This window comes from Streptomyces sp. GL_148 (assembly GCF_057834205.1).
Genome location: NZ_CM174396.1, coordinates 400,487 through 427,319 on the forward strand (window position 1 = coordinate 400,487; position 26,833 = coordinate 427,319).

The window sequence follows — 26,833 nt, forward strand, 5'->3', positions numbered from 1 at the left end:
GGCGTGCAGAGCGAGGGCGCCGGTCCCGGTGCCGATCTCCATCACCGTCGCCGCGGGGCGCAGTTCCTCCCGGGCGAAGGCCTCGTCCAGCAGTCTGGTGTCCGCCTGCGGGCGGTAGACACCGGGCGGCGCGAGCAGCCGGGGCCTCACGGGAGAGTCCTCCGAGCCGCGATCGGGGTGGGTCCCGCAGCGGCCGCCGATCCGTCCGGGGCGAGGTGGTAGACGGCGAAGGCCCGCTCGATGACGGGCATGGCGACGTTGCGGACCCTGATCCCGCCTGCCGTCATCCCGTGCTCGGTGCCGAGGTGGGCGTGGCCGTGGACGGCCAGGTCGGCGCCCTGCTCGTCCATCGCCTCGGCGAGCAGGTAGCTGCCGAGGAAGGGGTAGATCTCCCGCGGCTCGCCCGCCAGGGTGTCGGGTACGGGCGCGAAGTGCGTCAGCGCGATGCGCAGCGCGCAATCCGCTGCGCGGAGCTCGGCCAGTGCTCGTCCGAGGCCTTCGGCGCAGCTGCGGGAATAGCGGATGAACGCCTTCATCTCCGGTTCGCCGAACTCGCTGCCGCTGCGCCCGGCGAAGCCTCCGCAGAAGCCTTTGGTCCCCGCGACGCCCACGGTCGTACCGGCGAGCTGGAGGGCGACCCCGTCTCCCTCCAGGACGTGTACGCCCGCCGCCCTCAGCTCCCGGGTGACGGCCTCCTGCTGGTCGCTCTGGTAGTCGTGGTTCCCGAGGACCGCGACGACGGGCACCGGCAGGCCGGCGACCTCGGCGGCCACGACCCGGGCCTCCGGCGCGGTGCCGTGCCGGGTGAGGTCGCCGGCCAGCAGCAGTACGTCCGCGCAGGCGCCGAGGGTGTCGAAGGCGGGCCGCAGCAGCCCGGCGCTGTCCGGGCCGAGGTGGATGTCCCCGACGGCCGCCACGCGGATCACGGCAGGTCCTCGGAATGGTCGGGCGGCCGGGGACGGCTCACGGTGAGGTCTTCGTACCAGTCGAGGCCCGTCAGCTCCTCCTCCGCGAGGCGCAGGACTGCCGTCCTGCACTGCTCGTCGGGAACACAGCCCCGCAGGACGGCGCGGGAGCCGTGGGTTTCCACGCGTACGCCGAGTTCGGCGGTCTCCTCGCGCGCCAGCCGGTCGCGCAGGTGCTCGATGCGGTACTCGGTGATCCCGGTGGCGGTCACGTCGCTTCCTCGCTCTCATCGGGGCCGGCGGGGCGGCGGTCGATGACCTGGAGCCTCGCGAGTAGGTAGAGGAAGGCGTCCGGGAGCGGGGTGGCGCGGTGGTCGCGGTCCAGCCGGTCCCAGTCGATCTGTTCGCGCAGCATGCGGGCCATGGGCAGCAGGTCGCCGAAATCGCAGTAGTGCTCGCAGAGCGCCACGAGCCGGCCTTCCGCGCCGCCCTCCAAGGCTTCGATCGCCGTGTCGGCGTCCTCGGGCCGGACGCAGAAGTCCGTGTCGTGCTGGAACCGGGCTGGCAGACCATGGGCGAAGGCGGCCACGCTGCCCGCGAGGGCGAAGGGCCTTCCCGTCCGTTTGAGCAGCGCCGCCACGTGCTTGGTGGTTTCCAGGATCGTCTGGGTGTGGTCTTCGGGCAGCGGATCATCGGGCGGAGCCGGAGGGCTCAGCCCTCCGGGAGGGGAAAGGAGACCCGCCGGATTCGCCGGGGTGGTCTTGAGAACCATGGCGCCTCACTCGACCGGGGACGACGCGGCACGCACGCACGCGCTGCACCTGGGGCATCTAACCGCCGTAGACCATTGCAAACCCCACCCAATCGACCCGAAGGGCACGTGGCCGGCGGGCCCGGCCCGCCCCATCGGCTGTGTCCTCCTCATCCGGCCTCGGTCCGGCGTGGCGGCACGGTCGGTGTGGAACACATTGCGCCGACCCCTTTCTGTCGAGCCGACCCCTTCTCTGCCCTCCTCTTCTCTGCCCTCCTCTCGAAAGGCCGCCCCATGCACTTCACCCTCCGCAAGGACCTCGGACTGCTTTCCCTGCGCCTGGCGGCAGGCGGCGTCCTGATGGCACACGGCACGCAGAAGCTCTTCGGCTGGTTCGGCGGTGGCGGCATCGAGGGCACGGCAACGGCGATGGAGCACATGGGCTTCACTCCGGGCAGGCGGAGCGCCATCGCCGCCGGGCTCGGCGAGGCGGGTGGCGGCGCCCTGCTCGCGCTGGGTCTCGCCACCCCTGCGGCGGGCGCCGCCGCGGCGGGTGCCATGGCAGGGGCCGTCTCGGTCCACGCCCCCGCCGGGTTCTTCGCCCAAGGAGGCGGCTTCGAGTACCCGGCCCTGCTCGGTACCGTCGCCGCCTCTCTCGGCATCACGGGGCCGGGGCGCATCTCCCTCGACCACATCAGCCGGCACCGGCTCGACCGCCCCACCGTCATCGTGGTGGCGTTCGCCCTCAGCGCGGTCGCGGCCACCGTCGTCGTCAAGCGGCGCGTCGCCGCGATGGAGTCCCCGGCCGGAGCCGACGAGGACTGATCCGGCCCGTCCGCGGCTGACGTGGCCGGGGCGCAGCGGATGTGCAGCAGGTGTGCGTCGGGCGGAGTCGGGTACGCGCGGAACATGCCTCCTTCCGAGAATTCTGGGGTCGGGAAGCCCGTGGCCCCTCGGAACGACAGCACGCCGGTGGCGTCGCACCGGGAGGCGGACGGGGTCGCCCGATGAAGGTGTCCGACGGCGCCGCCGGCCGGGAAGCGTAGACGTTGCAAGTGAACGCGGCTAGCGTTTCGCCCCCGACAGCAGCTCCCTGCGTCGCCCCCGGCCGACGAGGAGCACCGGCCGCCGCCCTCCCGACGACCCGCCGCACTCCTGACGAACCGTGCTGCCGACCCTCCCGCCCAGGTCAGAGCCTCCGTCCGGCGGCGCCGAACGGCAGCCGCGTACGCAAAGGAGACCGTCCTTGACCCACGGACACAGCCGCCTCCCCGGAGCCATGCGAACGACCCCGATCCCGGCGCGTGGGCGGCCGGGCCCGCAGGGCGGACACCGTAGTCGTGCGGCGAAGCCGGTCCGGGCGGCGCGCTGGGCCGTCGTCGGTGCGATCGCCGCGGCACTGACCCTGTCGGGCTGCACCCGCAACGGTGAGCACCAGGCCCCCGAGGGACGGACCGCGTCGACGGCCGTGCCCGCGGGCGACGCGTTCTACGACCCGCCGGACCCGCTGCCCCCGGGCAAGCCCGGCACGGTGATCCGCCAACGCCCCTACACGCCGCCGGAGGCGGAGCTGACGCTGCCGTCGCACACCTTTCTGGTGATGTACCTGAGCACCGGGACCGACGGCAAGCCGGTGGCCGCGAGCGGATTGGTGACCGTTCCGGACGGGCCCGCACCCGCCGGTGGGAGGCCCGTCGCCGCCGTGAACCACGGCACCATGGGCATCGGTTCGGCGTGCGCCCCGTCCCGCATCCCGGCCTTCGCCGGTCTGCAGGACGCGAGTCCGGTCGGGAAACTGCTCGCGCGTGGCTTCGTCGTCGTACAGCCCGATTACATCGGCCTGGGGGTGACCGGGGTCAGACACCCCTACCTGAACGGCGAGTCCGCCGCGTACGCCACCCTCGACATCGTGCGTGCCGCCCGCGGCATCGACCCGGGGTCGGGCACGACCACGCTCGTCTACGGCGGATCGCAGGGCGGGCACGCCGTGCTGTGGAGCGCGCACCACGCCGCCTCGTACGCCCCCGAAGTCGACCTCAAGGGCGTGGTCGCCAACGCGCCGGCGGTCGGATTCGAGTGGATGCCCGCCCTGTTCGCCCAGCAGAACGAGACCGCCACCCCCTACGCCGGAATCCTGCTGACGCTCATCAACGGGGCCGCGGCGGCCGACCCGGCGGTCAAGCCCGCCGACCTCCTCACCCCCGCGGGCCTGGCCGCCGCGGACCGCATCTGGACCCAGCCCTGCATGGCCGCCGACACCGATCTCCCGCCCCCCTCGGACATCCTGCGACCCGGCGCCGATCTGGCACCGCTCAACGCCGCGCTCAAGCGCAGCGCCGCCGGCGAGGCCACCATCGACGTCCCGGTGCTGTTGCCACAGGGCGGGAACGACGTGCTGAGCAACCTCAACCAGACGCTCGCCCGGGAACTGTGCGACAAGGGCGTGAACGTGGAGTTCGCCTACTACCCCGACCAGGGCCACACCATCAGCGACGGTCCGCTGGACGACGCGATCGCCTGGATGGACGCCCGGCGCGTCGGCACCCCGACAGCCGCGAGCTGCGTGTTCTGAGGGGCGGCGGCTAGGCCGTGTTTAGAAGTTGCTGGTGTGCTGGGTGGGCCGTTCGGGGAAAGGGCGAAGGCTCACGCTGGGGGTTATCCCCCGATCCGATCTTGGGGTACGCCGGATCGCGCCCCGGTGGGGAACGGCACTAGCGTTCAGTCACCGCTGCGAGTCCCGCGAACGATGGTCACGCATGACGAAGGGGTACCTCATCGATGCGCATCCTCCTGATCGGGCCGCCCGGGGCCGGGAAGGGCACGCAGGCAGTGCGCCTTGCCGCGCATCTGTCGATCCAGCACATTTCCACCGGTGACCTGTTTCGCGAGCACATCGACCGGGGCACTGAGCTTGGCCAGAACGCCCACACGCACATACACGCCGGCCTTCTTGTACCGGACGAGGTCACGATCGGGGTGATCAAAGAGCGCCTTGCCCGCCCGGACACCGAGCGCGGATTCCTGCTGGACGGCTTCCCCCGCAATCTTGCCCAGGCGCAGGCGCTGGACGGCATCCTGGCCGACTCGGAATCGAGGCTGGATGCCGTGCTCGACCTGGAGATTCCCGAGGACCAGGTGGTCAGACGGATCGCTGGACGACGTTTGTGCCGTCAGCACCGCGAACACATCTTTCACGTCGACTACAGCGCGCCTGAGGTGGCAGGAGTCTGCGACCTCTGCGGCGGTGAGCTGTACCAGCGCGAAGACGACCGCGAGGCAACCGTTCGTAAGCGACTGGAGGTCTACCGCACCGAGACGGCGCCGGTCGTCGACCACTACCAGGCCCTGGTGACCACGATCTCGGCCCAGGGCCAAGTCCAGGAGGTCCTGGACCGCGCGCTGGACGCAATCGGCCAAGGCCAGGCTGACGCCGCTGGTACGTCGAGCTGACGCCCCCTCCGCCGTGAACGTGCGGGCTGCTGTCTTTGAGATCGCCGCCGAGGACTGCAAGATCCTCCTGCCCAACCGCCGCCTCGGGCCCGTACATCGCCGAGATCTGGAACGTCTCGCCTCGTGCCGTGATGATCTCGGTGTGGGACGAGGGGATCTTTCAGATGACCAATGGGTGGTGCTGGGGCCGTTGTTGCCGGTCACGGTGGTGGGCAGGCCGTCGCTCGGTCGGCGGCGGTTGATCGACGGGATCCGTTGGTGGGTGCGGACTGGTGCTCCGTGGCGGGATCTGCCACCCGAGTACGGTCCGTGGCAGACGGTCTACGGGCTCTTCCGGCGCTGGCAGCGCGATGGTGTCTGGTCGGCGGTCCTGACCGGGCTGCAGGCCCGGGCGGATGCCGTCGGTTTGATCACTTGGGACGTGAACGTCGACTCCACGATCTGCCGGGCCCATCAGCACGCTGCCGGTGCCCGGCGGGACAGCCGAGCCCAGAAGGAACCGCCGGGTGGCAATCGGGCCGAACCCGACGACCACGGCCTGGGCCGGTCCCGCGGTGGCTGGACCACGAAGATTCACCTGGCCTGCGCGCAAGGGCAGAAGCCGTTATCGCTGCTGGTCACAGCAGGTCAGCGGGGAGACAGCCCGCAGTTCACAGCAGTGCTGGAAGCCATCCGGGTTCCCCGTCTCGGGCTGGGCCGACCGCGGGTTCGTCCGTCGCGGGTGCGGGGCGACAAGGCGTATTCATCGCGCGCGAACCGTGAGTATCTGCGTCGGCGCGGGATTCTCTGCACGATCCCGGAACCTGCCGATCAGTCCGGCCACCGCAAACGTCGGGGAACGGCGGGCGGGCGGCCTCCGGCCTTCGACCGCGAGGACTACAAGGCCCGGCACGCCGTCGAGTGCGGCATCAACCGGCTGAAACGGAACCGGGCGGTGGCCACCCGGTTCGACAAGCTCGCGGTCCGCTTCGAGGCGACCATCCTCATAGCCGCGATCAACGAATGGCTGTGACCATCAGCAACTTCTAAAACACGGCCTAGTACTCCAGCTGTAGATAACGATCATGCTTTGCTCGCGGCTTGGCGGCTGTAGTGGCTGGCCCGGGAACGGGCTTGATGGCGACGCCGCCAGTGGGTGAAGCTTCCCCTTGGTCTTGGACACCTGGAGACTGGGACGTGTGGTTCCAGAGGAAGTAGTGCCAGGTGGGAAGTAAGTACACGAAGCGGTACTCGGCGGAGTACCGGCGGGACGCGATCGCGCTCGTCCGGTCTTCCGGCAGGACGGTGACCGAGGTCGCCCGGGAGCTCGGGGTCAGCCCGGAGAGTCTGCGCAACTGGGTCCGCCGCGATCAGGCCGACCGTGGCGAGGGCGCCCCGGGCGGGCTGACCAGCGCCGAACGCGAGGAACTCAAGCGCCTGCGCAGGCAGAACCGTGAGCAGCAGCAGACGATCGAGATCCTGAAAAAAGCGACGGCCTTCTTCGTGAAGGAGAGCGACCGGTGAGCGTGCTGTACCGGTTCATCCACACGGAGAAGGCCTGCTATCCGGTGACCCTGCTGTGCCGGACGGTGAAGATCGCCCGCTCCTCTTACTACGCCTGGTGCGAGGGCGAAGCCGGCCGCCAGGCCCGCCGGGCAGCCGACGACGCTCTCGCCCACGAGATCACCGTCCTGCACATCGCCTCCCGCAAGACTTACGGGGTGCCGCGGATCCACGCCGAGCTGCGGCGTGGGGGCCGGCGGGTGAACCGCAAGCGTGTCGCCCGGATCATGCGCCAGGCCGGCATCCAGGGTGTCACCCGCCGCAAGCGGCGTTCACTGACCCGAGCGGACAAGAAGGCCCGGCCGGCCCCGGACCTGATCGGCCGCGACTTCCACGCCGAGACCCCTGGTACCAAGCTGGTCGGGGACATCACCTGCCTGCCCACCGCCGAGGGCTGGCTCTACCTCGCCTGCTGGCTGGACCTGGCCACCCGCGAGATCGTCGGCTACGCCATGGCCGACCACCACCGGGCCTCCCTCGTCACCGACGCCCTGAAGATGGCCCAGGGGCGGGCTGAACTCCGCCCCGGATGCGTCATACACAGCGACCGCGGCAGCGAATACACATCAGCCGAATTCCGCAGTGAGATAGCGGAGTTGAACCTGCGGCAGAGCTGCGGACGCACCGGATCCTGCTTCGATAACGCCGCCGCGGAAAGCTTCTGGGCCCTCCTCAAAGAAGAGATCGGCACCCGCATCTGGCCCGACCGGGCCAGAGCCCGCGCCGACGTCTTCAACTTCATCGAAACCTTCTACAACCGCCGCCGCCTGCGCAAACACAAGACCCTCGGCTACCTCACCCCGGCCGAGACCAGGCAGCGACACCAGCACGCCCTCGCAGCGTAAACATCGAGTGTCCAGGATCACGGGGAAACTTCAGGGACCAGCGGAGCCAGTGGTCGGCCGCGTGAACAGGTCGGCCGACCAGGGCAATGAAGAGTCGCTGGATTTCGTTGCAGGTTAGCGGGATCAGGCCGTCGGGGCCTGGGCGGAGACGGTGCTCGTCGGCGCGGACGACGGCCAGGAAGGCGTGGGCGAGCATGGCGAGGGTGACCCAGCGGGACCAGGACGTGTAGCGGCGGAGCTGGTGTTCGTCCAGTCCGGCCAGACCTTTTCCGGACTGGAACGTCTCCTCGACTCGCCACCTGGATCCCGCGACCCGCACAAGGGTGTCAGGGGTACCGGCTCGGGTGAGAAGCAGCGGTAGTAGGCGAGTTCGCCGGTGGTGTGGTTGCGGCGGATCAGCAGGTGGCGGTGGCCTGACGCAGTGCTGGGCAGGTCGATGTGGGCCCAGTCGTAGAAGCGGTGTCCCTTGGCTCCGGCTCCAGCGGACAGCTTCTGCCAGGCCCGCTTGGGGAGCTTCTTGGCCAAGGTGTCGGCGCGGAACTTCCCCGCCCCGGTGGTGACCTCGTGGGTGCGGGCCACTGCGAGCACGTATCCGGCGGCCCGATCCTCCAGGGCGGCGCGCAGTATGGGGTTGCCGCCGTAAACCTCGTCGCCGGCCACCCAGGGGGCGTGGTGGCCGGAGTCCAGGAAGCGAGTGATCATGCGGGTGGCAAGTTCGGGCTTGGTGGCGAACGTGGTGTCCGGGTCGAGTCCAGCGGCCCGGCAGCGGTCGGGCTGGTCGGTCCACGAGCGTGGGATGTAGAGCTCGCGGTCCAGTGCGGCATGTCCTCGCTGACCTGCGTAGGCGAGGTAGACGGCGACTTGGGCGTTCTCGATTCTCCCCGCGGTACCGGTGTATTGGCGCTGGACGCCGACGGTGTGGCTGCCCTTCTTCACATCGCCGGTCTCGTCGACCACGAGCACCGCCTGGTCGTCGCGCAGGTGCTCGACCACGTAGTCGCGCAGGTCGTCACGGACGGCGTCGGCGTCCCACTTGGCGCGGCTGAGCAGGTGCTGCATGGCGTCGGGAGTGGCCTCGCCGGCCCATTCGGCGATGGTCCAGCAGTTCTTCCGCGGCAGATCCGCGAGCAGTCCCAGGACCAGGTGGCGTATTCGACGTCGGGGTTCGACCCGAGAGAACCTGCCCGCGATGCGGTCCATCAGACCCTCGAACGCTTCCTGCCAGCGGGCAGCGTCTACGCTGTGACATGCGGCCACCGCCTGATCGTTTGTCTTCACACACCGATGATCAACGGTGGCCGCACCTGTCAGTGCCAGCGGGACGGAACGGCTCGTCGAAGGAGACGCAGTGCTGGGATTGCTGGGCTTCTACGACGAACTCGACATCCGCTCCGGCCAGCCGAACGGATCGATCCGTGACGCCGTCCGGTCCGTCGGCGAGCCGGACGAGCCGGACCTGGTGGCCTACCTGGACGCCGGCCACTTCCTGATCGACGTCATGGAAGGGGGCCACGACGTCATCACCGGCAGCCCCCACCGACACTCTCTGGGATGCTCGTCATTGGTGACCGACGGCACCTGGTTGTGGCGCAAGGACTTCCCGAACTACCTGGAAACCCACCACGTCTCGCTGCCCCAGACGTTCCTCGAACACGTCCGCAACCTCAACTACCGGATGCCCACCATCGCCGTCGCGCAGTTCGCTCCGCACTACGACGAGACCATGCCCCTGGTCGGTTGGGCCTCGACCGTCCCGTGGCGATCGACGGCGACCACGCTCGTACCTGAACCACGAGCAGTGACCAGCAAAGCCCAGTTCGACGCGGCGATGCTGGCCCAGGACCGGAACCGGCCGCAAGGCAGCTGGGGGAAGCAGCGCAAGCCACGGAAGGCATAGGCACCAACAGCCCAAGAGTGATCTACAGCTGGAGTACTAGGCCGCACCGCCGAAGGCCCGGCGCCCTCAGACGTACATGTTCCTCTCCTCGTACGAGGGCCCGTAGTACCGCTCCAGCTCCTCCAGGGACTCGTGCGTACGCTCCAGGCTCTTCGAGATCCTGGCCCTGGACGGGGCTGCCTCGGGGTTCCAGGTCTCCGGCTTCCACAGGGCGGAGCGCACGAAGGCCCGGGAGCAGTGGAAGTAGACCTGTTCGACCTCCACGAGGAGGGCGAGCGTGGGGCGGTGCCCCTTGACGGTGAGGTCGTCGAAGAAGGGCGCCTCGCGGAGCAGCCGGGCCCGGCCGTTGACGCGCAGGGAATCGCCGCGGCCCGGGATCAGGAAGAGCAGACCGACGTGGGGGTTGGTCAGGACGTTGTGGTAGCCGTCCGCACGGCGGTTCCCGGGGCGGTCCGGGATCACGAGGGTGGTGTCGTCGAGGACCTTGGCGAAACCGGGCGGGTCGCCCTTGGGTGAAACGTCGCACGTGCCGTCGGCGGCGGAGGTCGAGATCAGGCAGAGCGGGGACCGGGCGAGCCACTGCCTGTGGTGGTCATGGAGGGTCTGCCGTTCCTTGTCGCGGGCCACGGCGGTGGGTTCGCCGAGCAGCTCGCGCAGCTCCCCCTCGGTGCCGATCTCCTCGTACGCCTCTGTGTCCACTGCCCGCCCCCGTCTTCGCGGGCGGCCGGTGCACCGCCCTACCGCGACTATGCCACGGGCGTCCATGACACACATTCAGCCCACCGCCGTCGAAGCCCGGTCCCGCCACCGCCTCGGATGCCCGGTCCCGCCACCGGCCCGGATGTCCGGTCCGTCCGCCCGGAATGGAATCAAGGAGCGGAAACCCCTGTCTGACTTCGCTTCCGGATGGCAGGCTCTACTCCTCGAAGCGCTGTCCTGGGGGGGGATCACACGTCATGGAGCCGGGTACGGGCATGGGCCTGCGCGGCCGGAGCGGCATCCTGTCGCTGGTCGACGCCTGCTTGAAGGAGGACCGCGCTGCCGAGCGGCCCCTGACCATGCTCCTCGGCCCGGCCGGCAGTGGAGCCAGCGAGGCGCACAGCGCGCTCATGGAGCGCTTCGGGCCCGACTACCCCTTCGCCTTCGTCAACTTCGGCGGGGCCCAGTCCCTGCTGCCGCGCTACGCCCTCGGGCTCCTGGCCCGCCAGCTCGAACGCAAACTGCCCCGCTACGGCCGCTCCCACTTCCCGCTGCTCAGCCTCGGCCTGCTCGCCTCCGACCAGGAACTGCGCATGCGCAACCTCTCGGAGGGCCGGCGCGCGGTGCAGCGCCAGCTGGACCGGTTCCAGGAGGAGAACGAGGCCCGCCACGGCGACTATCTGGCGGCCTTCTTCGAAGTGGGCATGGGAGCGGTCGGCATGCCCGAGGGCGCATCCAGCGCCGCACTCGCCCTCTTCCAGGACGCCCTGCGACGCGGCCGCCGCACCGTGCCCGGCCTGCTCGGCGGCCGGCTGGGCAGCCGGCTCACGGCCGGGGCCCACTGGTACGGACGCCACTCCATGACCCGCAGCGCGGACCCCATGGAAGCCCTCGTGGAGCTCAATCTGTGGCGTCACGAGGGCGACGAGAACGAGCAGGAGCGCCTCGACCTCGTCCTCTTCTCGGCCTTCCTCGAGGATCTCAGGCGCAACACCGCCCGCAATTTCATGCCCCGCTCCTACCTCCTGCTCCTGGACAACTCCCACACCGAGTACGGCCGCCACTTCCTCGACCTGTTACTGCGCTCACGGCACGACCAGACCGTCGTGGCCGGGCACGCCAGCGATCCGCTGACCGTGGTCGCCAGCTCCAACCGCTGGCTGCCCCGCTGGGGTCCGGCGACCGGGGACTCCTGGCCCTGGCAGCTGCGCGGCCCCGACCGGGCCTCCCTGGCCGACTGGCACGCCCACCGGCCGCCCCGCGACAGCGAGGACAGCTGGTGGTACCCGCTGCGCCTGCGCGACCTCAATCTGGACGAGGTGCGGATCCGGATCGAGCTCCAGCTCGGCGGGAACAGCGACCTGGCCCCGCTGACCCGCCTCACCCCCTTCGTGCACCGGCTCACCGGCGGCCTGCCGCGCGCCGTCCACCAGGTGCTCGACGTACTGCGCCAGGCCGGGTCGCTCCCGGACTCCGGCCCCCAGCAGGACCATTGGCTGCGCACCCTGCCCGACCGGCCGCTGCGCACCGGGGAGGACTCCGCCACCCTCGCCGACACCGCCCTCGGCCATCTCCTGCGCGACTTCGACGGGACCCAGCGCGCGGCCCTGGCCGAATGCGCAGCCGCCCGGGACTTCTCCGTGGCCACGCGGCTGCTCAGCCCCGACGACTCCCTGTTCGGCGAGATCCGGGCCCGCTGGCTGCTGACCGGACCCGTCGCCGTGGTACCCGTACTCCACCCGTGGCTGCGCCGGCTGCTCTTGTGGCGGCTGGCCGCGCGGCCCGACGGGTGGGACGCCGCGCACGAACTCCTTGCGGAGTACTACCGCGGCGAGGGCAAGCCGGTGCAGGAGATGTACCACCAGCTCGCCCGCGGGCGGAGCGAGGAGGTCACCACCCATCTGACCCGGCGCTTCACCGCCGTACCGGCCGCGCAGTGGATCTCCGAGTTCGACGCGATCACCACCGCTCCGAACCGGCTCCCCTCCGGCAGCGGGCCGCTGGAGCTCCTCTCCGGGCTCGTCCCGCGCCGGCCCGGGCGGGTGATGGACACCGAGTCCGTGATCCACACCCTGGTGACCACCCGCTGGGTGTGGAGCGATCCGCTGGCCGACCCCGCCATGCGGCTGGGGAACCTGATCGCCGACGGCTACACCCAGCTGTCCCAACTGCGGAGGAACGACATCGTGGCCCTGTTCAACGAGGCCGAACGGTACCGGCTTTGGCGCGATCCCCAGACCGCCGGCTGGGAGGGCTGAGCGCGTGCCCAGACTCGAATGGCCCCTGCACGTCGTACGGCGCATCGCGCTGGCCACCGCGGCGGCCATCACTCTCGCCGCGGCGCTCTGGCTGGGTGTGGGCTGGCTCCAGGAGCGCCAGGCCAGGTGCGCCGACGGCGTCGTCGAACAGGGACCGGACGACGAGTGCGTCGGAGTGAGCGACGGCTCCTACGTCTTCGCTCCGCACCTCGACGCCGTCAGCGCGAAGATCGAGGAGGAGAACCGTCGGGTCCTCGCCAACGCTGCCAAGGAGCCGTACGTCAGCGTCGCCTACTTCACCTCGTTCACCAGCACCGCCCAGGACAGCAACTCCGCCGAGGGCGTCCGCCACGAACTCCAGGGCGCGTACCTGGCCCAGTACCGGCACAACCAGGGCGACTTGGCCGCCACTCCGAAGATCCGGCTGCTGATAGCCAACCCGGGCAGCAAGTCGACGCAGTGGAAGCACACCGTCGACGAACTGATCGCCCGCAAGGACTCCCCTGACCGGCTCGTCGCGGTGGCCGGCCTCGGCCCCAGCACCGACGAGAACCTCGCCGCCATAAAGCGCTTCTCCGAGAACGGCATCGCCATGGTCGGCGCCACCATGACCGCCTCGGACATCAAGGACATCAACGGCTTCGTCCGGATCGCCCCCACGAACGAGAACCAGGCGTACGCGGGCGCCGGCTACCTCAAACGGCGCGGCGTCACCACCGGCGTGGTCATCCAGGACGTGGCGGAGAAGGACCTCTACTCCGCCACCCTCGGCGACGCCTTCACCAAGGCGTTCCAGGACGGCGGCGCACACAAGCTCGTCTCCGAGAGCATGACCTACGACTCCTCCGTCAGCAGCGCCTGGCAGAACGAACTGCACTACATGCCGGGACAGTTGTGCCAGCAGCGCCCGCAGATCGTCTACTTCGCGGGCCGCGGCCTGCACCTCACCCGCTTCCTCGACGCACTCGCCAACCGCAGTTGCACCGAGCAGAAGTTCACCGTGTTCACCGGGGACGACACGACCAACCTGAGCCCCGAGCAGCTCGCCCGCGCCGCCGAGACGGGCATCGAGGTCCTCTACACGGGCCTCGCCCACCCCGACATGTACCGCGCGGCGCCCCAGGCGGTGTCCGCGCCCTCCGCGAAGAACTTCCAGCCCGGCGGCCTGCTGGACCAGTGGTTCCCGCACGACCCCCGCGAGGACGGCGGGGCCCTGATGGGCCACGACGCGGTCCTCGCCGCGGCCCACGGCATCCAGATGGCAGCCCACTGGCAGGGCCAGGTGGTCGGCGACGCAGTGGCCCGGATGTTCCACCAGATGGACGGCACGCAGCAGGTGGCCGGGGCCAGCGGATTCATCTCCTTCCAGAACAACGGGAACCCGCGCAACAAGGCCGTCCCGATCCTCCGCCTCAACACCAAGGGTCAGGTGGAGCTCGTAGAAGTCTCCGCGGCGGAGGGCAAACCCCCACAGGGACCGTGACGCACCGAGACGGTGGCATCACACTCCCCAGCGGAAAACATGAGACAGAACAAAGACGTTATCCGCTCGTTATAAACTCGAGGGTGGGGTGGAGATGTCGGCATTTCTCATGAAACATCCACCGCAACGCCGGCGCTTTCGCGCTCCCGGGAAGGCGTCTCCACTTATCACGAACAGCACCCGCCCCGTAACCCCTCGGGGCCGTGCAATCCGCTCCAAGCCTGGGTAGCTTCGGCCCGCATGACCGCTCATGCAGAACTGGCCCATTACCGGAAGACCCTGCCGCGCACTCCGACGACCTCGACCACCTCGACCACGCACATCGACCGCCCCCGCCCCGGTGACGGCCGCCTCCTGTGGCGCCTCGCTCGCGATTCCGGGACGCTGGACCTCAACTCGGCGTACAGCTATCTCCTCTGGTGCCGTGACTTCGCCGGCACATCCGCGGTCGCCCGCGACTCGTCCGGGCGTGCCGTCGGATTCGTCAGCGGATACCTGCGGCCCGACAGCCCCAAAACTCTGCTCGTCTGGCAGATCGCCGTCGACGAATCCGTCCGCGGCCTGGGCATCGCCGGGGCCCTGCTCGACGGCCTCTCCGCCCGGGTGGCGGCGGAACACGGACTGAACTCCCTGGAGACCACCATCTCCCCCGGAAACCTCGCGTCGGAGCGGCTGTTCGCCTCGTACGCCGCACGGCACGGCGCCACGCTCACGCGCGAAGTGCTGTTCGCCGCAGAGGAGTTCCCGGACCGCGGGTACGCCCCGGAAGTCCTGCACCGCATCGGGCCGCTCCACATCTGATCACGGTCCGCGCACCCCGTACCGGACACCCCGGTCCGCGCACCCCGTACCGGACACCCCGGTCCGCGCACCCCGTACCGAACACCCGGTTTCGAACGGCCGGTTCCGAACACCACACGCTCATTGGAGAGTTGCCTTGACCATGACCGAGCCGGCCCCGTCCGTCTTCGAGACCCTGGAGTCCGAGGTGCGCAGCTACTGCCGCGCCTGGCCCGTCGTCTTCGAGCGCGCCACGGGAAGCCGGCTGTACGACGAACACGGCTCCGGCTACCTGGACTTCTTCGCGGGCGCCGGTTCTCTGAACTACGGCCACAACCACCCCGTCCTGAAGCGGGCCCTGCTCGACTACCTGGAGCGGGACGGCATCACGCACGGGCTCGACATGTCGACGACCGCGAAGAGGGCCTTCCTCGAGACCTTCCGGTCCCACGTCCTGGAACCCCGCGCGCTGAACTACAAAGTGATGTTCCCGGGGCCCACAGGGACCAACGCCGTCGAGGCGGCGCTCAAGCTCGCGCGGAAGGCCAAGGGGCGCGAGTCGGTCGTGTCCTTCACCAACGCCTTCCACGGCATGTCACTCGGCTCCCTCGCCGTCACGGGCAACGCCTTCAAGCGGGCCGGCGCCGGCATCCCCCTGGTCCACGGCACCCCGATGCCCTTCGACAACTACCTCGGAGGCAGGGTCCCCGACTTCCTCTGGTTCGAGCGCCTGCTGGAGGACCAGGGCTCGGGCCTCAACCATCCGGCGGCGGTCATCGTCGAGACGATCCAGGGCGAAGGCGGGATCAACGTGGCGCGCGCCGAATGGCTCCGCGCCCTCGCGGACCTGTGCCGGCGCCGCGACATGCTGCTGATCGTCGACGACATCCAGATGGGCTGCGGCCGGACCGGCGACTTCTTCTCCTTCGAGGAGGCGGGCATCACGCCCGACATCGTCACGCTGTCGAAGTCCATCAGCGGCTACGGACTCCCCATGTCCCTGTGCCTGTTCAAGCCCGAGTTGGACCTGTGGGAGCCGGGCGAGCACAACGGCACCTTCCGCGGCAACAATCCGGCCTTCGTCACCGCGACGGCCGCCCTGGAGACCTACTGGGGCGACGGCGTCCTGCGCGAGCGGACCCTCGTCCACGGCGGGCACGTTGAGAGCGCACTGCGCGAGCTCTGTGGCGAACACGCCCGGCTGGGCGCGACGTACCGGGGCCGCGGGCTCGTCTGGGGCGTCGAGTTCACCCACAAGGAGCGCGCGGCAGCGGTGTGCCGCAGGGCTTTCGAGCACGGTCTCCTTCTCGAGACCTCGGGCCCCGAGGGCGAGGTGGTGAAGCTGCTCCCGCCGCTCACCATCACCGGCGACGAGCTCGACGAGGGCCTCGACATCCTCGCCCGCTCCGTCCGCGAAACCGCCTGACCGGCACCCCGCCACACACCACGAAGGGCAGCACCACCATGATCGTCCGCTCGTTCCGGGACATCGAGGGAACCGACCGCCACGTCAGGGCGGCATCCGGCACCTGGGAGAGCAAGCGCATCGTCCTGGCCGAGGAACGCGTCGGCTTCTCCCTGCACGAGACCGTCCTGTACGCCGGCACCGAGACGTCCATGTGGTACGCGAACCACGTGGAGGCCGTGGTCTGCACGCAGGGAGAGGCCGAGCTCACGGACGAGGAGACAGGTCTGACGTACACGATCACGCCGGGAACCATGTACCTCCTCGACGGCCACGAGCGGCACACCCTGCGCGTGAAGCACGAGTTCCACTGCCTGTGCGTCTTCAACCCGCCCGTGACGGGCCGGGAGGACCACGACGAGAACGGCGTGTACCCACTGCTCACCGAACCCGAACCCGAACCCGGCCGCGGCCACGACCACGACCGCGGCTGACGTACGCAAGAACGCACGGACCAGAGAAGATCCAGAGAGGAGAGGCAGGCACCACCATGACCTCCGTATCCACACGCACGGTGACCGACCTGTATCCGACCCGGGGCTCCGAGGAGGTGCTCACCGGCCGCGCGGACCCCGTCGTCTGGTCCGAGCCCGGCACGCCCGGCCCGATATGGGCCCACGAGTTGGAGAGCTACGAGCGCGACGGTTTCCTGTCCGTCGAGGAACTCATCACCCCCGACGAGACGGACGTCTACCGGGCCGAGATGGACCGGCTGCTCCGCGACCCCTCGACGCTGGCCGACGAGCGGTCCGTCGTGGAGCCGAAGTCCCGGGAAGTGCGCTCCGTCTTCGAAGTCCACCGGATCAGCGAGGTGTTCGCGGCCCTCGCCGCCGATCCGCGCGTCGTGGGGCGCGCGCGGCAGATCCTGGGCTCCGAGGTGTACGTGCACCAGTCCCGCATCAACGTCAAGCCCGGTTTCGGGGCCAGTGGCTTCTACTGGCACTCCGACTTCGAGACCTGGCACGCCGAGGACGGCCTGCCGCACATGCGCACCGTGTCGGTGTCCATCGCCCTGACGCCGAACCACACCACCAACGGCGGCCTGATGATCATGCCCGGCTCCCACCGGAGCTTCCTGGGCTGTGCCGGTGCAACGCCGAAGGACAACTACAAGAAGTCCCTCCAGATGCAGGACGCGGGCACCCCGTCGGACGAGGCACTGACCAAGTTCGCCTCGGCCTGCGGCATCAAGCTGTTCACCGGCAAGGCGGGCTCGGCCACCTGGTTCGACTGCAACGCGATGCACGGCTCGGGTGACAACATCACGCCCTACCCGCGCAGCAACGTGTTCCTCGTCTTCAACAGCGTCGAGAACCGCCCGTCGAAGCCCTTCGCCGCCCCGGTGCGCCGCCCCGGATACGTCGCCTCGCGGGACTTCACCCCGCTGCGCTGACGCGTACGTCCTCCCCGGCCCGGCAGTGCCGGGCCGGGGAGGCCGGGCCGCCGGCGGCTACGCAGCGGGGGTGATGGTCAGAATGTTCCCGGTGATCCGCGCGACGAGCCGCATCGCGAAGCCGTTGTCGGTGAGGGTGTCGATGGACTCCTTCGGGCCGTCCGGCGCGTCGGCGATGGCGAGTTGCGCGGCGATCCACTCCTTCTGCCGAGTGGTCGCCTTTCCGTCCAGCACGATGTCCGCGCACTCCGCCAGGGTGGTCGCGACCTTCTCCGACGTCGAGTTCAGAGCCATGCACTCGACGCGATGCGCTCGGCCGTCGGCATCGCTGTTCGCCCGCACCTTGAGCGTGAACCGTTCCTAGCCAGTGTGCAGGAGTGAGTCTTGGACCTACTCACGCTTACTGGGCGCATCCCGAACGGTTTTGGATGCACTGGGTCCCCGCTTTCTCTTCCCGCTCGGCGGCACGTCTCTGGGGGCGTGGTCCGTTTCGGGTGGGCGGTTTCCCTCACGTCCACGGGTGCCTGGTGCGGCCTGGGCGGTCCGATGCCCCACACGATCACTCTGGTCGTGTGGGGGCGGTGCCGTCCGTCGCCGGATCGGGTGTCCGAGGGCGCGTCGCCCGATCGCGATGCCGGCGGCATCGTGACGGGACATCTTTCGGCGCGGGGTGACCAGTGGCTTTTGCCAGTGCCGGCCTCCCCACTGGGAGGTGTACGCGGGATCGACCGCGACGATGGCGAGGCCGTGCTCGGCGGCCATCGATACGAGGCGCGCTTTGAGCTTGCCGGTCGGGATGCCGGAGATGAGCTGCCGAAATCGCTTCCTGCGGCCGTGCTTCTCCCGGGTCTTCTCGGTGGTGAAGTCGAGGTCTTCGATCGCGATGGCCTTGACCCCGACACTCTTCGCCCAGTGCAGCAGCCGGGTGATGGCGTGGCGGATCTGCGCGTCGCGGTGATCAGCATTGCCGGACAGGTCGTAGGAGAAGCGGCGCGGATCACCGATCGGATTGCCGTGCCGGTCGAGTAGGTAGGCGGCGAAGTGGTCGGCGTTGGTATCGACACCGATCATGCCGTTCGCGCGGGCGGTGGCGAGTGGGAGCGTCTGGATGACGGGGCGTTGCCAGGAGGCGGTCAGGTACCAGCGGCCGCGTGCGGCATCGAGGTGGATGCGGTAGGCGACGGCCCGGTTCGCTTCGATGCGCTCAGCCCATTCCACGCCCCGGTGCGCGAACGCGATCCGGCAGGCCAGGACGTACCGGCCGTGCTTGGCGTTGGCCAGGTAGGTGAGCGGGGCCGGGAGCTTGATGCTGATCTCGCCGTCGGGGGTGACGCGGATCGTCTCGTTCCCGAACCCTTTCCCGGACTCGCCATCAGCGGCGAGAAACCAGCGTGCGGCTTCCCAGCGGGCCCGCCACTGCTCCTCCGTGAGTTGGGCTTCGGCCAGGTGGTGCCGGGTGTTCGCCAGCCGCTTCCCACCCCGCACCACCCGGACCCGCCCGGCCTGCCAATCGGCCACAGCAGCCGCATGCCGCTCTTCCAGAGCCGCGAGGCGCCGGGACTTTCGAAACCATTCGCTCCTGGAGCGGTAGCCTCCCGCAGCCCGCTTGCTGCCCGTCTCCCTGATGGGCAGGGACAGGCGGTGCTTCAGTGTTTTGATGCCGGCGTCCAGGCTCTGGATGTGCGCGGCCTGGCAACGCCGGGCAAGGGCCCACTGATCGTGGCTGGCCTTGGTGATCGCCCCCGCGATCCGCGACGAGGATTCCTTCGTCAGCCCCCGCTTACGGGCCGCCCACGTGTCGGCGCAATGGTCCAGGCCGTCGACGCAACGCTGCTTGAGGTCACCGGAAGCCAGAGCACCCTGATGCGCGCCGACCAGCCGCAGGACTTCCTCGTCCCCGGCACTCAGACACTTCAGGCGGGCGAGTATTGCAACACCGGACGGACCGAGCGCCACAAACGAAGGGACGATGGCGCGCAACTTCTTGGCCGGCTCAACCATCGCCGGCCACCGCCTCCAGCGCCCAGCCCTCGCGGAACCAGCGACAGGGGCTCGGGGGACATGCATCCCACGCCTTCGCCGACTCCTTGAGATCCATGCAGTCGACCGTAACGGCACTCACCCAAATGGACCATCACTCACAAGAGTGGACCAAAGAACCAGCAGCTCCCTACCCCTCCGGGAGGATCCGCTTCGCCTCCAACGGCCCCTGCCCGTAGCGGCCCGTCCGCTGCACCTCCATGCCCCACCGCCCGGCGATCTTGCTCATGATCACGTCGGCGCCGGGACCGGGAAACGCCGCAGAGCTGAACGACTCCGTCGGCGTGGGCGTGGGCGTGGGCGTGGCGGACACGGACGGCGACGGCTCAGGGGTCGCCGCCGCCTTGTCCGACGGACCGTCACCGGCCGTACAGCCGCCCAGCAGAAACACCGAAGCCGCCAGCAGGAGGCCGGTCACACGTATGCGGAGCGGGACGTCGGCCGTGTCGGCTGATCCAGTCCGGCTGTGGTGGTCACTCATGAGGTCGCACCCTAACCCGGTCAGCCGAAGCCCTGCGCTCCCATTCTCGCGTACGTGCCGGCCAGGTGGTGGATGTCGCGCTCCGCGCCCTCGTGCAACCACTGCCGGTACGTGTCCGCGGCCTGGTGGGGGTTTGCCCCGTCCGCCACGGCCGCCGTGAGGCTGCCCGCCGTCCAGCCGGACAGCAGGGCTCTCGGCACGCCGTGGGACGAGGCCGGGTCCAGCTGCGCGCCGGCGTCGCCGACCACGAACCAGCCCGGCCCCGCGGGGACCCCGCACAGCCGCCAGGTCACGTCGGCGGCCCGCGCCGGGCCTTCTGCGGTCAGGCCCGCGAACGCGTCGGGCAGCCAGGTGCGCCGCCTCTGCTCCGGCACCAGGTCCACACGCATCCACTGGTACCGGGCGGCCCCCACCCGGGCCGTCCAGGTCCAGCCGGTGTGGTCCGCGACGATCGCGGGCGTCGCGTCACGGACCGGGCAGCCGCCCGCCGCGTAGCCGTACCGCGGCCGGCCGGCGTCGGCGGGCCCCAGGGTGCGGCCGGCCCAGCGGGCGCGGCCGGTCGCGTCGATGACGGTCCGCGCGCGGATCGTCGCCGTGCCCGGCCCCGGGCCCCGGATGCGGGCGCCTGTCACGACACGACACCGCCCTCGACCAGGGGCTCCAGCACGCGACAGGACATCCGCACCTGTGCCCCGTCCGCGCGTTCGGCCAGTACGGTCCGCAGCCCGCCGCGACGCTGCAGAACTGCGGCGACAGCAGGGCCGCGATCTTCTCGTCCTGGATCGTGAAGGGGAACTTCTCCGTATGGAAGTCGAACGGGCTCTTCGGGTAGCTCTCGACGGCTTCGATCTCGGCGAGGCTAGGGAACCCGCCGCGGGTCCGGCCCCCGGCCGTCCGTGGTCACGTGGGGGGAGGTGAACGCGTGGTAGAGCAGGCTCCGGGCGGGGATCCCCGGCTCGACGCCGCGGGCGGGCAGGGGCGGGGAGAAGTCCTCGAAGCCGGGCACCGAGCGGTCCAGGCCGGGGACCGGATTCGCCGGCTCGGCGGCCAGGTCCGGGGCTCCGATGTCCAGTACGCCCCGGGTCGCGGTGAGGAGCAGCGTACGCCAGCCGCGTCCGGCGAGCCGGGCGCAAGCGCCGGCGACCGGGTCGGCCAGCGGTCTGGAGGGCGGCGCCGCCACGGCCTCGTACTGGACGGTGAGTCCTGGGAAGCCGAGCAGGAGGCCGCCTGCGGCGGCTCCCTTCGCAAGACCGCGTCGAGAGAGCACCACGTTCGCCTCCTGGGGTGTGCAAGACCCTCTCACCGAGAGGTGATTCCGGCGGTTCGGTCACGGGAGGCCGGAGTTCGACGCGGGCTTCCCTCCGAACGGCCCAATGGGTGTTCTTAAAAGCCTGGTGCGAGGCCACTCACCTGCCGGTCCGCCCGGACGGACCGTTCATCGGGCGTGTAACCAGGCTGCTTTCAGGGCGAGTTCGCGACAACGGCAGGCACAGGGCGCGGAGACCCGGAGCCGGTGACGGGATCACCGCGCGCGGGGCGAGCCGTGCGACACGCCGGCTTTCGCCCCGCGGGACGTGAGCCCCTCCCGGCACGCCCGCAGATCATGATCAAGTTAGGACCTTTTCAACCTATGCGGAGGGATTCATCCCATCATGTCCCTGATAGCGTTCACCGAGATACAGCCGGATACGAACTGCCCCTGCCCTGGCTGCCGAACCGAGCGACGCTCCGCCGTCGCCCGGCACACCCCGCGCGGACGGGTCCGCGCCATGGCCGTGGCCACGGTTGCCGGAGCCTGCGGCCTGGCCGTGCTCCCCGGGCCTGCCGCCACCGCCGCCCAGGCCGTCGAAACGGGGCGCTCCCCCTTTCCCGACGGCACGGCATCCACTCCGCAGGGGCCGGCCGGCCCGCTCGCACGGACCCCGGCCAAGCGCCTGGACGCCCCGGAAGCCACCTCCGTCACCCGGGCCGAGATCATGCGCCGCGCCCAGCAGTGGGTGGACGCGAAGGTTCCGTACAGCATGTACGCCTACCGGAACGGCTACCGGACCGACTGCTCCGGCTTCGTGTCGATGGCCTGGGGGCTCGGCTCCAACCAGTGGACCGGCAGCCTGGACCAGTACGGGCAGCGCATCTCCACATCCGAGCTGCTACCCGGCGACATGCTGCTGTTCCACAACCCCTCGAACCCCGGCGCGGGCTCCCACGTGGTGCTCTTCGGCGGCTGGGCCGACTCGGCCAGGACCCGGTACACCGCCTACGAGCAGACCCGCCCGCACACCCTGAAGCGCACCACCCCGTACGCGTACTGGAACAACTCCTCGCGATACGTGGCCTACCGCTACACGGGCCTGCGCGAAGGCGGCGGCGCGGAGACTCCCGGCACGTTCCCCGGGACACGCGCCTTCGGCACCGGGGCGAACAACGCGCACGTCACCCGGCTCGGCGAGATGCTCGTGGCGCGCGGCGGAGGGCGTTTCTACACCTCCGGCCCGGGACCTGTGTGGAGCTCGGCGGACCGGGCCGCCACCAAGGCCTTCCAGGAGGCCCAGGGGTGGCGCGGCGCGGAGGCCGACGGCATGCCCGGTCCGGCCACCTGGACCCTCCTCACCAGCGGCACGGGACGCGACATCGCCGCCGGGGGCGACGGACCGGCGACCGGCTCCGCCTTCCCGGGCCGGCAGCACTTCCGTCCCGGACAGTCCAACGACCACGTGGCCAAGCTGGGCCGCCGGCTCGTGGAGCGCGGCTACGGGCAGCACTACTCCCAAGGCCCGGGACCCCGTTGGTCCGAAAGCGACCGGCGCAACGTGGAGGCGTTCCAGCGGGCCCAGGGCTGGCGCGGCGCGCAGGCGGACGGCTACCCGGGCCCGGAGACCTGGCGCCGGCTCTTCGCGTAGCACCCGGGCCGCCGCTCGGGCCGCCCCGGTGGCATGGTGGAGACGTGCCGGCCGGCTCCACGGTGCGGGCCGGTCGGTACGTCGGGCGGGCCCCGCCCGTGCAGCCCCCCTGCGGCGGCGGATCGGCCCTTGCCGCCCGGCTGGTGGAGCGTGACGGCCGGGTATGGCAGGAACCTGCGGCTCAGCGGCCCGAGTTGGTGCAGCTCGAAGCACCGGAAGACGCGGCCGACCTGGAGAAACGGCTGGAGGAGGAGGCCGCTCGTCCGTTCCACTGTCCATCCGGACGCCCGAACTTGACTTAGAAATAGGACTGTTCGTCAACGAGCTGCCCGCCGGATCGCCGGCCACTACAGCACCCTGCCCGCCGGCGCGGTCGCCGCGCCCGGCACCCGGCTGCACGGACGTGGTTCCCCCGGAGTGGAGCGGGGTAGGGACCCGGCGATCCCGCGGGGTGGATCGGGCGGCCAAGGGGTTGGGCCGGGGCGTACGGAGGGTGGGGGCTTCATGAGCGAGCGCGGGCAGAAATCCCATGGCGGTCAGGGCATCGATGTCGAGCGCCTTGCTCTCGCGGTCCTGGGGAAGGTCGCACCGGAAGAGGTGGCTGCCTTCGAAGAAGGCATATCCGGGTACGTCGAGGAGGCCCGCGAACACCGTGGGGGGCGCAGGCGCCGACGGCGTACCGCTCCGGGCGAGATCGATGCCGCCGAAGTCTGGGGGGTCGTGGGGCCCGCGGTCATCTACGTGGTCGTCGCCCTGTGCGATGGCGTTCTGGACGGCGTCAAACAGCGGCTGAGCGACTCGACGGAGCGCCGTACGGACAGCGCGGTCAAGGGAGTGCGCCGCCTTTTCGGCCGCAAGGTGCAGGAAGAGCCCCCCGCTGTGCCGGGGGCCCCGGAATCCGGGACGGTCGAGCCGGGCCCCGAACGTCGTGCGGGCATCCTCCGGCTCAGCCGCGAAGCGGGGCTGAGCGAGGAACGGGCCACCAGGCTCGCCGACGCCCTCGAGGAGTTGCTCGACGGCCTGGGCGAAGCCGGGTGACCCCCGGCAGGGCCCCGGAGAGCACTCCGAACCGCGCCCTGACGGATCGACCGCGGCGCCGTGCGACGTTCGACCTGTTCGCCTTCCCGCTCAACACACGGCTCCTGCTGCTGCTGATGGCAGCCACGGTGTATTCGGGAAACTTCTTCGTATCGGCGTTGGGCTCCTACCCTCACGCCGGTGGCCGGGGCCTCGCCCATCTCCTCCTGACCGCGCAGTGGGTCAACTACCTTGCCGTCGGGACCTTCGCCTTCCGCGACCGCCTGCGTCGCCGGAAGTGCACGCCGCTCGACCCGGGCAGGTTCCCCGGTGTCGTCGAGCGCATCAACGCCCTGTCGAAGGAGATGGGCGTACGGAATGCTCCGACGCTCCTCAAAGAGAGCCGCAGGGACAAGAACCGCGGTACGGGTACCGGGTCGAACCGTTTCGGCATGCGGCCCTACGCGATGGCATCGGGGACGGACCTCTTCGGCCTGCGCCCCTATCTCGCCCTGGGACCGGTGATCCTTGCCCTGGGAAGCAAGGACGAGGAAGAGGAACCGGAGCTCGCCAACAGCTTCGACGCGATCGTCCGGCACGAACTGGCCCATCTGCGGAACCGGGACGTCCCCCTGCACAACCTGGCCACCGGTGTCCGCTGGGCCAATGGCGTGCAGGTGCTGACCGTGGTACCCGTCAGCCTCGTCTTCGGGATCCTCGACGGACGCTGGGAACTGATCGGCTCCGCCGTCGCCGCACTGCTGTTCGCGCTGGCGGTCGAGCTGATGGTGCTGGAGTTCTACCGGGCCCGGGAGGACTACGCCGACCAGCGCGCCGCACAGTACGGGGAGAGCGGAGCGGAGGACCTCGCCTGGGCCCTGTACGACGACCGGACCGGCCCGCGCCACAAGCGGCCCGTCAACCGTCCGTTCGAGCACGCGCCCCACCTTTTCTCGTCCCACCGCCCGTCCAAGCAGCGCGCGTCCCTGATCCGCGACCCGGCTCCGCTGCTGAGGTTCAGCCCCGGGTACGCCCTCCTCGCCGGGTTCTTCGTAGGAGCGCTGCTGGCCACCGCGCCCCACGCCCTGTCGGTCTGGTACGGCCACGGGCCGGCCGAGGAAGGGATCGTCCTCGCGACGGCCGCACTCGCCGGGGCGCCCTTGGGTGTCTTCGCCGCGCTCGGCATGTGGAGGCACACCTGGAACAGCGAGGCGGCCGGACGACCGCCGCAGCCGCTGCGCCAAGCGGGGCTCCTCGCCCTGGGAGTGCTGCTGGGCACTGCGCTCACCCCCTACAGGTCGGACTCCGCGGGCATCCCCCTCGCCACCCTGCCCCTGATCTCCCTGTTCGCGTGCTGTGCGGTGCTGACCTGCTGGCCGTGGGCCGTAGCCCGTGCGGTGTCCGCGCCTTCCCGGACGCCACGCGCCCCCCATGCCGGGTACCTGCTCCTGCTGGCGGTGGGGGCGGCCCTCGTGGGTACCGGCGCCTTCGCCCTCCTGTTGCTGGGCGGCTTCGAAGTCCTGGCGTTCTGCGCGCTCGTCACCGCCGCTCCGCTGCTCGCCTTGCGGGTCGTGTTCCTCGCTGCCCCGGCGCATCTCACGGACCGGATCCGGCACGTCGTGCGGACCGGTGGTACGACGGTGCTCGCTGCATGGACTCTTGTCCTGCTGGTGACCAGCACGGCCGCCGCGAAGGAGTCCATCCGCATGATCGAGGAGGGCGATCAGCACGTGCGGCTCATGCTTGCCGCCTTCGGGGACGGCCAGGCATGGATCCTCGCCTTCTCGCTCGCCGCGTTCGTGGTGGCGGCGTTGGGGCTACGAGGAAGCGGCGGACCGGGACGGCTGCGCAGGACGGTCCTGGTGATGGGCCTGGTGCTCGCGACGGTGACCACCGCGATGGCCTGGCGCAGCCCTGATCCGGACAGGCCCCTCTACTGCTCTCCGTATGCCCCCTGGGGCGGATGGGTGATCGTGTATCTGGGCAGCGAGGAGGAGGGCATCACCGCGTCCGACAGGTTCCGTACCGTGGAGGCGGACCTGCGGGCCGTCCACGACGAAGCCAAGCGTTACGCCGTCAACGGCACGGCGGAGTACGAGAATTGGGAACGGAACTACCAGAGGGCCCTACGCATAAAGGTGCCCCTCGCCGCTGAGGCCACCGCCGAGACCATGCACGCGGCGACGTACCGCTTCGAGCTCCGCGACCCCGCCACGTTCCCCGAGCTCAGGACCGCACTGCTCGGGCTCGCCCCCGAAGGCCGGCTGGAGCCGCGCCACGTCCACCCCTGCCATCCCCATCAGTGAACATCTGTCCTCGCGTCCTGCCGCAGCCACCGGGTACGGCGTTCCGGACCGCCGTCAGGCGTGCGGAGACCAGAAGGCCTCCGGCCGGCCCGCTCCGGGCGCGAGCTCCTGCCAGCCGCCCGGCAGGGCCACGACGACGACGGCCGCGGTGGGGAATCCCTCGTGGATGCGGTGCAGAAGGCTCTTCTCGTTCCGCCCGCCGTTCCCACCGTTCCCGCACAGGGCGACGGCCAGTTCGTGGATGCCCGGGTTGTGTCCCACCACCAGCAGGCCGGTGACGGACTCGTCCGTCTCACCGAGTACGGCCATCAGGGTCTCCGAGGAGGCGTTGTACAGGCGGCCCTCGTAGACGACGGGGGGCGGTTCGCTCAGCCCCGGCACCACCAGCTGCCATGTCTGGCGGGTCCTGCGCGCCGACGAGCACAGCACGAAGTCGAGCCGGCATCCGGACTCGGCCAGCCACTCCCCCGCCTTCGGTGCCTCGCGCCGGCCGCGGTCGGCCAGCGGCCGGTCGAAGTCGGGGGCCGCGTCCTTGGGGACGGACTTGGCGTGCCGCACGAGCACGAGCAGGCGTTCACCGTTGATCGCGGCCATGATCCACTCCTCCAAACGGCTTCTACG

Annotated in this window: 26 protein-coding genes and 1 pseudogene; 16 read left to right on the forward strand and 11 right to left on the reverse strand. The window is 70.3% G+C overall.

Features of this window, described 5'->3' with window-relative positions:
• Nucleotides 1-146: 146 nt before the first annotated feature.
• The 3 genes from AC3IYI_RS01885 to AC3IYI_RS01895 are packed head-to-tail and all read right to left on the reverse strand — an operon-like array spanning nucleotide 147 to nucleotide 1,677.
• Entirely contained in the window at nucleotides 147-926 is a 780-nt protein-coding gene (locus tag AC3IYI_RS01885; RefSeq protein WP_489408521.1) for a metallophosphoesterase family protein, read from the reverse strand.
• Entirely contained in the window at nucleotides 923-1,177 is a 255-nt protein-coding gene (locus AC3IYI_RS01890) for a BON domain-containing protein (RefSeq protein ID WP_489408522.1), read from the reverse strand. Before AC3IYI_RS01890 ends, AC3IYI_RS01885 begins: the two co-directional genes overlap by 4 nt.
• Nucleotides 1,174-1,677, reverse strand: a complete 504-nt coding sequence (locus AC3IYI_RS01895; protein WP_489408523.1) for a hypothetical protein — start codon at nucleotides 1,675-1,677, stop codon at nucleotides 1,174-1,176. Before AC3IYI_RS01895 ends, AC3IYI_RS01890 begins: the two co-directional genes overlap by 4 nt.
• Before the next feature lie 273 nt (nucleotides 1,678-1,950).
• Here AC3IYI_RS01895 and AC3IYI_RS01900 point away from each other — a divergent pair, with 273 nt between their 5' ends.
• From AC3IYI_RS01900 to AC3IYI_RS01925, 6 genes are all read left to right on the forward strand, one after another.
• Nucleotides 1,951-2,481, forward strand: a complete 531-nt coding sequence (locus AC3IYI_RS01900; RefSeq protein WP_489408524.1) for a DoxX family protein — start codon at nucleotides 1,951-1,953, stop codon at nucleotides 2,479-2,481.
• A 421-nt stretch (nucleotides 2,482-2,902) separates the two neighbouring features.
• The gene (locus AC3IYI_RS01905) at nucleotides 2,903-4,228 is read left to right on the forward strand and encodes a lipase family protein (protein WP_489408525.1); all 1,326 of its coding nucleotides are present in this window, start codon (nucleotides 2,903-2,905) and stop codon (nucleotides 4,226-4,228) included.
• A gap of 206 nt (nucleotides 4,229-4,434) precedes the next feature.
• Complete coding sequence (locus AC3IYI_RS01910; RefSeq protein WP_489408526.1) at nucleotides 4,435-5,106, forward strand: adenylate kinase; 672 nt, start codon at nucleotides 4,435-4,437, stop codon at nucleotides 5,104-5,106.
• A 142-nt stretch (nucleotides 5,107-5,248) separates the two neighbouring features.
• Complete coding sequence (locus AC3IYI_RS01915; protein WP_489411850.1) at nucleotides 5,249-6,118, forward strand: IS5 family transposase; 870 nt, start codon at nucleotides 5,249-5,251, stop codon at nucleotides 6,116-6,118.
• A 191-nt stretch (nucleotides 6,119-6,309) separates the two neighbouring features.
• The gene (locus AC3IYI_RS01920; protein ID WP_489408527.1) at nucleotides 6,310-6,609 is read left to right on the forward strand and encodes a transposase; all 300 of its coding nucleotides are present in this window, start codon (nucleotides 6,310-6,312) and stop codon (nucleotides 6,607-6,609) included.
• The gene (locus AC3IYI_RS01925) at nucleotides 6,606-7,493 is read left to right on the forward strand and encodes an IS3 family transposase (protein ID WP_489408528.1); all 888 of its coding nucleotides are present in this window, start codon (nucleotides 6,606-6,608) and stop codon (nucleotides 7,491-7,493) included. The genes AC3IYI_RS01920 and AC3IYI_RS01925 overlap by 4 nt, the downstream gene beginning before the upstream one ends.
• Here AC3IYI_RS01925 and AC3IYI_RS01930 read toward each other — a convergent pair.
• Nucleotides 7,444-8,693, reverse strand: a pseudogene (locus AC3IYI_RS01930) (IS701 family transposase). The gene AC3IYI_RS01925 and the pseudogene AC3IYI_RS01930 sit on opposite strands and share 50 nt — an antisense overlap.
• A 148-nt stretch (nucleotides 8,694-8,841) precedes the next feature.
• On the opposite strand from AC3IYI_RS01930, the gene AC3IYI_RS01935 reads away from it, so the two are divergent.
• Nucleotides 8,842-9,390, forward strand: coding sequence for a hypothetical protein (locus AC3IYI_RS01935; protein WP_489408529.1), 549 nt, complete (start codon nucleotides 8,842-8,844; stop codon nucleotides 9,388-9,390).
• Between the two features lie 66 nt (nucleotides 9,391-9,456).
• Here the strand turns inward: AC3IYI_RS01935 and AC3IYI_RS01940 are convergent, their stop codons facing one another.
• Entirely contained in the window at nucleotides 9,457-10,089 is a 633-nt protein-coding gene (locus tag AC3IYI_RS01940) for a pyridoxamine 5'-phosphate oxidase family protein (protein ID WP_489408530.1), read from the reverse strand.
• A gap of 257 nt (nucleotides 10,090-10,346) precedes the next feature.
• Between AC3IYI_RS01940 and AC3IYI_RS01945 the strand changes: the two genes are divergently transcribed.
• The 6 genes from AC3IYI_RS01945 (at nucleotide 10,347) to thpD (ending at nucleotide 17,468) form a co-directional block, all read left to right on the forward strand.
• Nucleotides 10,347-12,347 carry a hypothetical protein gene (locus AC3IYI_RS01945; protein WP_489408531.1) on the forward strand — a complete coding sequence of 667 codons (2,001 nt, stop codon included), beginning with the start codon at nucleotides 10,347-10,349 and terminating at the stop codon, nucleotides 12,345-12,347.
• A gap of 4 nt (nucleotides 12,348-12,351) precedes the next feature.
• Nucleotides 12,352-13,830: an ABC transporter substrate-binding protein gene (locus AC3IYI_RS01950; protein ID WP_489408532.1), complete on the forward strand. Its 1,479-nt coding sequence runs from the start codon at nucleotides 12,352-12,354 to the stop codon at nucleotides 13,828-13,830.
• A gap of 240 nt (nucleotides 13,831-14,070) precedes the next feature.
• Nucleotides 14,071-14,631 carry a diaminobutyrate acetyltransferase gene (ectA, locus tag AC3IYI_RS01955; protein ID WP_489408533.1) on the forward strand — a complete coding sequence of 187 codons (561 nt, stop codon included), beginning with the start codon at nucleotides 14,071-14,073 and terminating at the stop codon, nucleotides 14,629-14,631.
• A 136-nt stretch (nucleotides 14,632-14,767) separates the two neighbouring features.
• Complete coding sequence (gene ectB, locus AC3IYI_RS01960) at nucleotides 14,768-16,036, forward strand: diaminobutyrate--2-oxoglutarate transaminase (protein ID WP_489408534.1); 1,269 nt, start codon at nucleotides 14,768-14,770, stop codon at nucleotides 16,034-16,036.
• A 38-nt stretch (nucleotides 16,037-16,074) separates the two neighbouring features.
• Nucleotides 16,075-16,509, forward strand: a complete 435-nt coding sequence (locus AC3IYI_RS01965) for an ectoine synthase (RefSeq protein ID WP_489408535.1) — start codon at nucleotides 16,075-16,077, stop codon at nucleotides 16,507-16,509.
• 56 nt (nucleotides 16,510-16,565) lie between these two features.
• A complete protein-coding gene (gene thpD / locus AC3IYI_RS01970; RefSeq protein ID WP_489408536.1) occupies nucleotides 16,566-17,468 on the forward strand; it encodes an ectoine hydroxylase in 903 nt (300 codons plus the stop codon).
• 57 nt (nucleotides 17,469-17,525) lie between these two features.
• Here the strand turns inward: thpD and AC3IYI_RS01975 are convergent, their stop codons facing one another.
• The 5 genes from AC3IYI_RS01975 to AC3IYI_RS01995 form a co-directional block, all read right to left on the reverse strand.
• Complete coding sequence (locus AC3IYI_RS01975; RefSeq protein ID WP_489408537.1) at nucleotides 17,526-17,762, reverse strand: hypothetical protein; 237 nt, start codon at nucleotides 17,760-17,762, stop codon at nucleotides 17,526-17,528.
• Nucleotides 17,763-17,858: 96 nt separating this feature from the next.
• Entirely contained in the window at nucleotides 17,859-19,469 is a 1,611-nt protein-coding gene (locus AC3IYI_RS01980) for a nuclease/transposase family protein (RefSeq protein ID WP_489408538.1), read from the reverse strand.
• Nucleotides 19,470-19,638: 169 nt separating this feature from the next.
• On the reverse strand, nucleotides 19,639-19,989 hold the full coding sequence (locus AC3IYI_RS01985; RefSeq protein WP_489408539.1) for a hypothetical protein: 351 nt from the start codon (nucleotides 19,987-19,989) through the stop codon (nucleotides 19,639-19,641).
• Between the two features lie 20 nt (nucleotides 19,990-20,009).
• The gene (locus tag AC3IYI_RS01990; RefSeq protein ID WP_489408540.1) at nucleotides 20,010-20,621 is read right to left on the reverse strand and encodes an NAD(P)/FAD-dependent oxidoreductase; all 612 of its coding nucleotides are present in this window, start codon (nucleotides 20,619-20,621) and stop codon (nucleotides 20,010-20,012) included.
• Nucleotides 20,622-20,848: 227 nt separating this feature from the next.
• Nucleotides 20,849-21,259 carry a hypothetical protein gene (locus AC3IYI_RS01995; protein WP_489408541.1) on the reverse strand — a complete coding sequence of 137 codons (411 nt, stop codon included), beginning with the start codon at nucleotides 21,257-21,259 and terminating at the stop codon, nucleotides 20,849-20,851.
• Nucleotides 21,260-21,641: 382 nt separating this feature from the next.
• On the opposite strand from AC3IYI_RS01995, the gene AC3IYI_RS02000 reads away from it, so the two are divergent.
• From AC3IYI_RS02000 to AC3IYI_RS02010, 3 genes are all read left to right on the forward strand, one after another.
• The gene (locus AC3IYI_RS02000; protein ID WP_489408542.1) at nucleotides 21,642-22,889 is read left to right on the forward strand and encodes a peptidoglycan-binding protein; all 1,248 of its coding nucleotides are present in this window, start codon (nucleotides 21,642-21,644) and stop codon (nucleotides 22,887-22,889) included.
• A 504-nt stretch (nucleotides 22,890-23,393) separates the two neighbouring features.
• Nucleotides 23,394-23,927, forward strand: a complete 534-nt coding sequence (locus tag AC3IYI_RS02005; RefSeq protein WP_489408543.1) for a hypothetical protein — start codon at nucleotides 23,394-23,396, stop codon at nucleotides 23,925-23,927.
• Nucleotides 23,924-26,212 carry a M48 family metalloprotease gene (locus AC3IYI_RS02010; protein ID WP_489408544.1) on the forward strand — a complete coding sequence of 763 codons (2,289 nt, stop codon included), beginning with the start codon at nucleotides 23,924-23,926 and terminating at the stop codon, nucleotides 26,210-26,212. The genes AC3IYI_RS02005 and AC3IYI_RS02010 overlap by 4 nt, the downstream gene beginning before the upstream one ends.
• A 54-nt stretch (nucleotides 26,213-26,266) precedes the next feature.
• Here the strand turns inward: AC3IYI_RS02010 and AC3IYI_RS02015 are convergent, their stop codons facing one another.
• On the reverse strand, nucleotides 26,267-26,806 hold the full coding sequence (locus AC3IYI_RS02015; RefSeq protein WP_489408545.1) for a SixA phosphatase family protein: 540 nt from the start codon (nucleotides 26,804-26,806) through the stop codon (nucleotides 26,267-26,269).
• Nucleotides 26,807-26,833 lie beyond the last annotated feature (27 nt).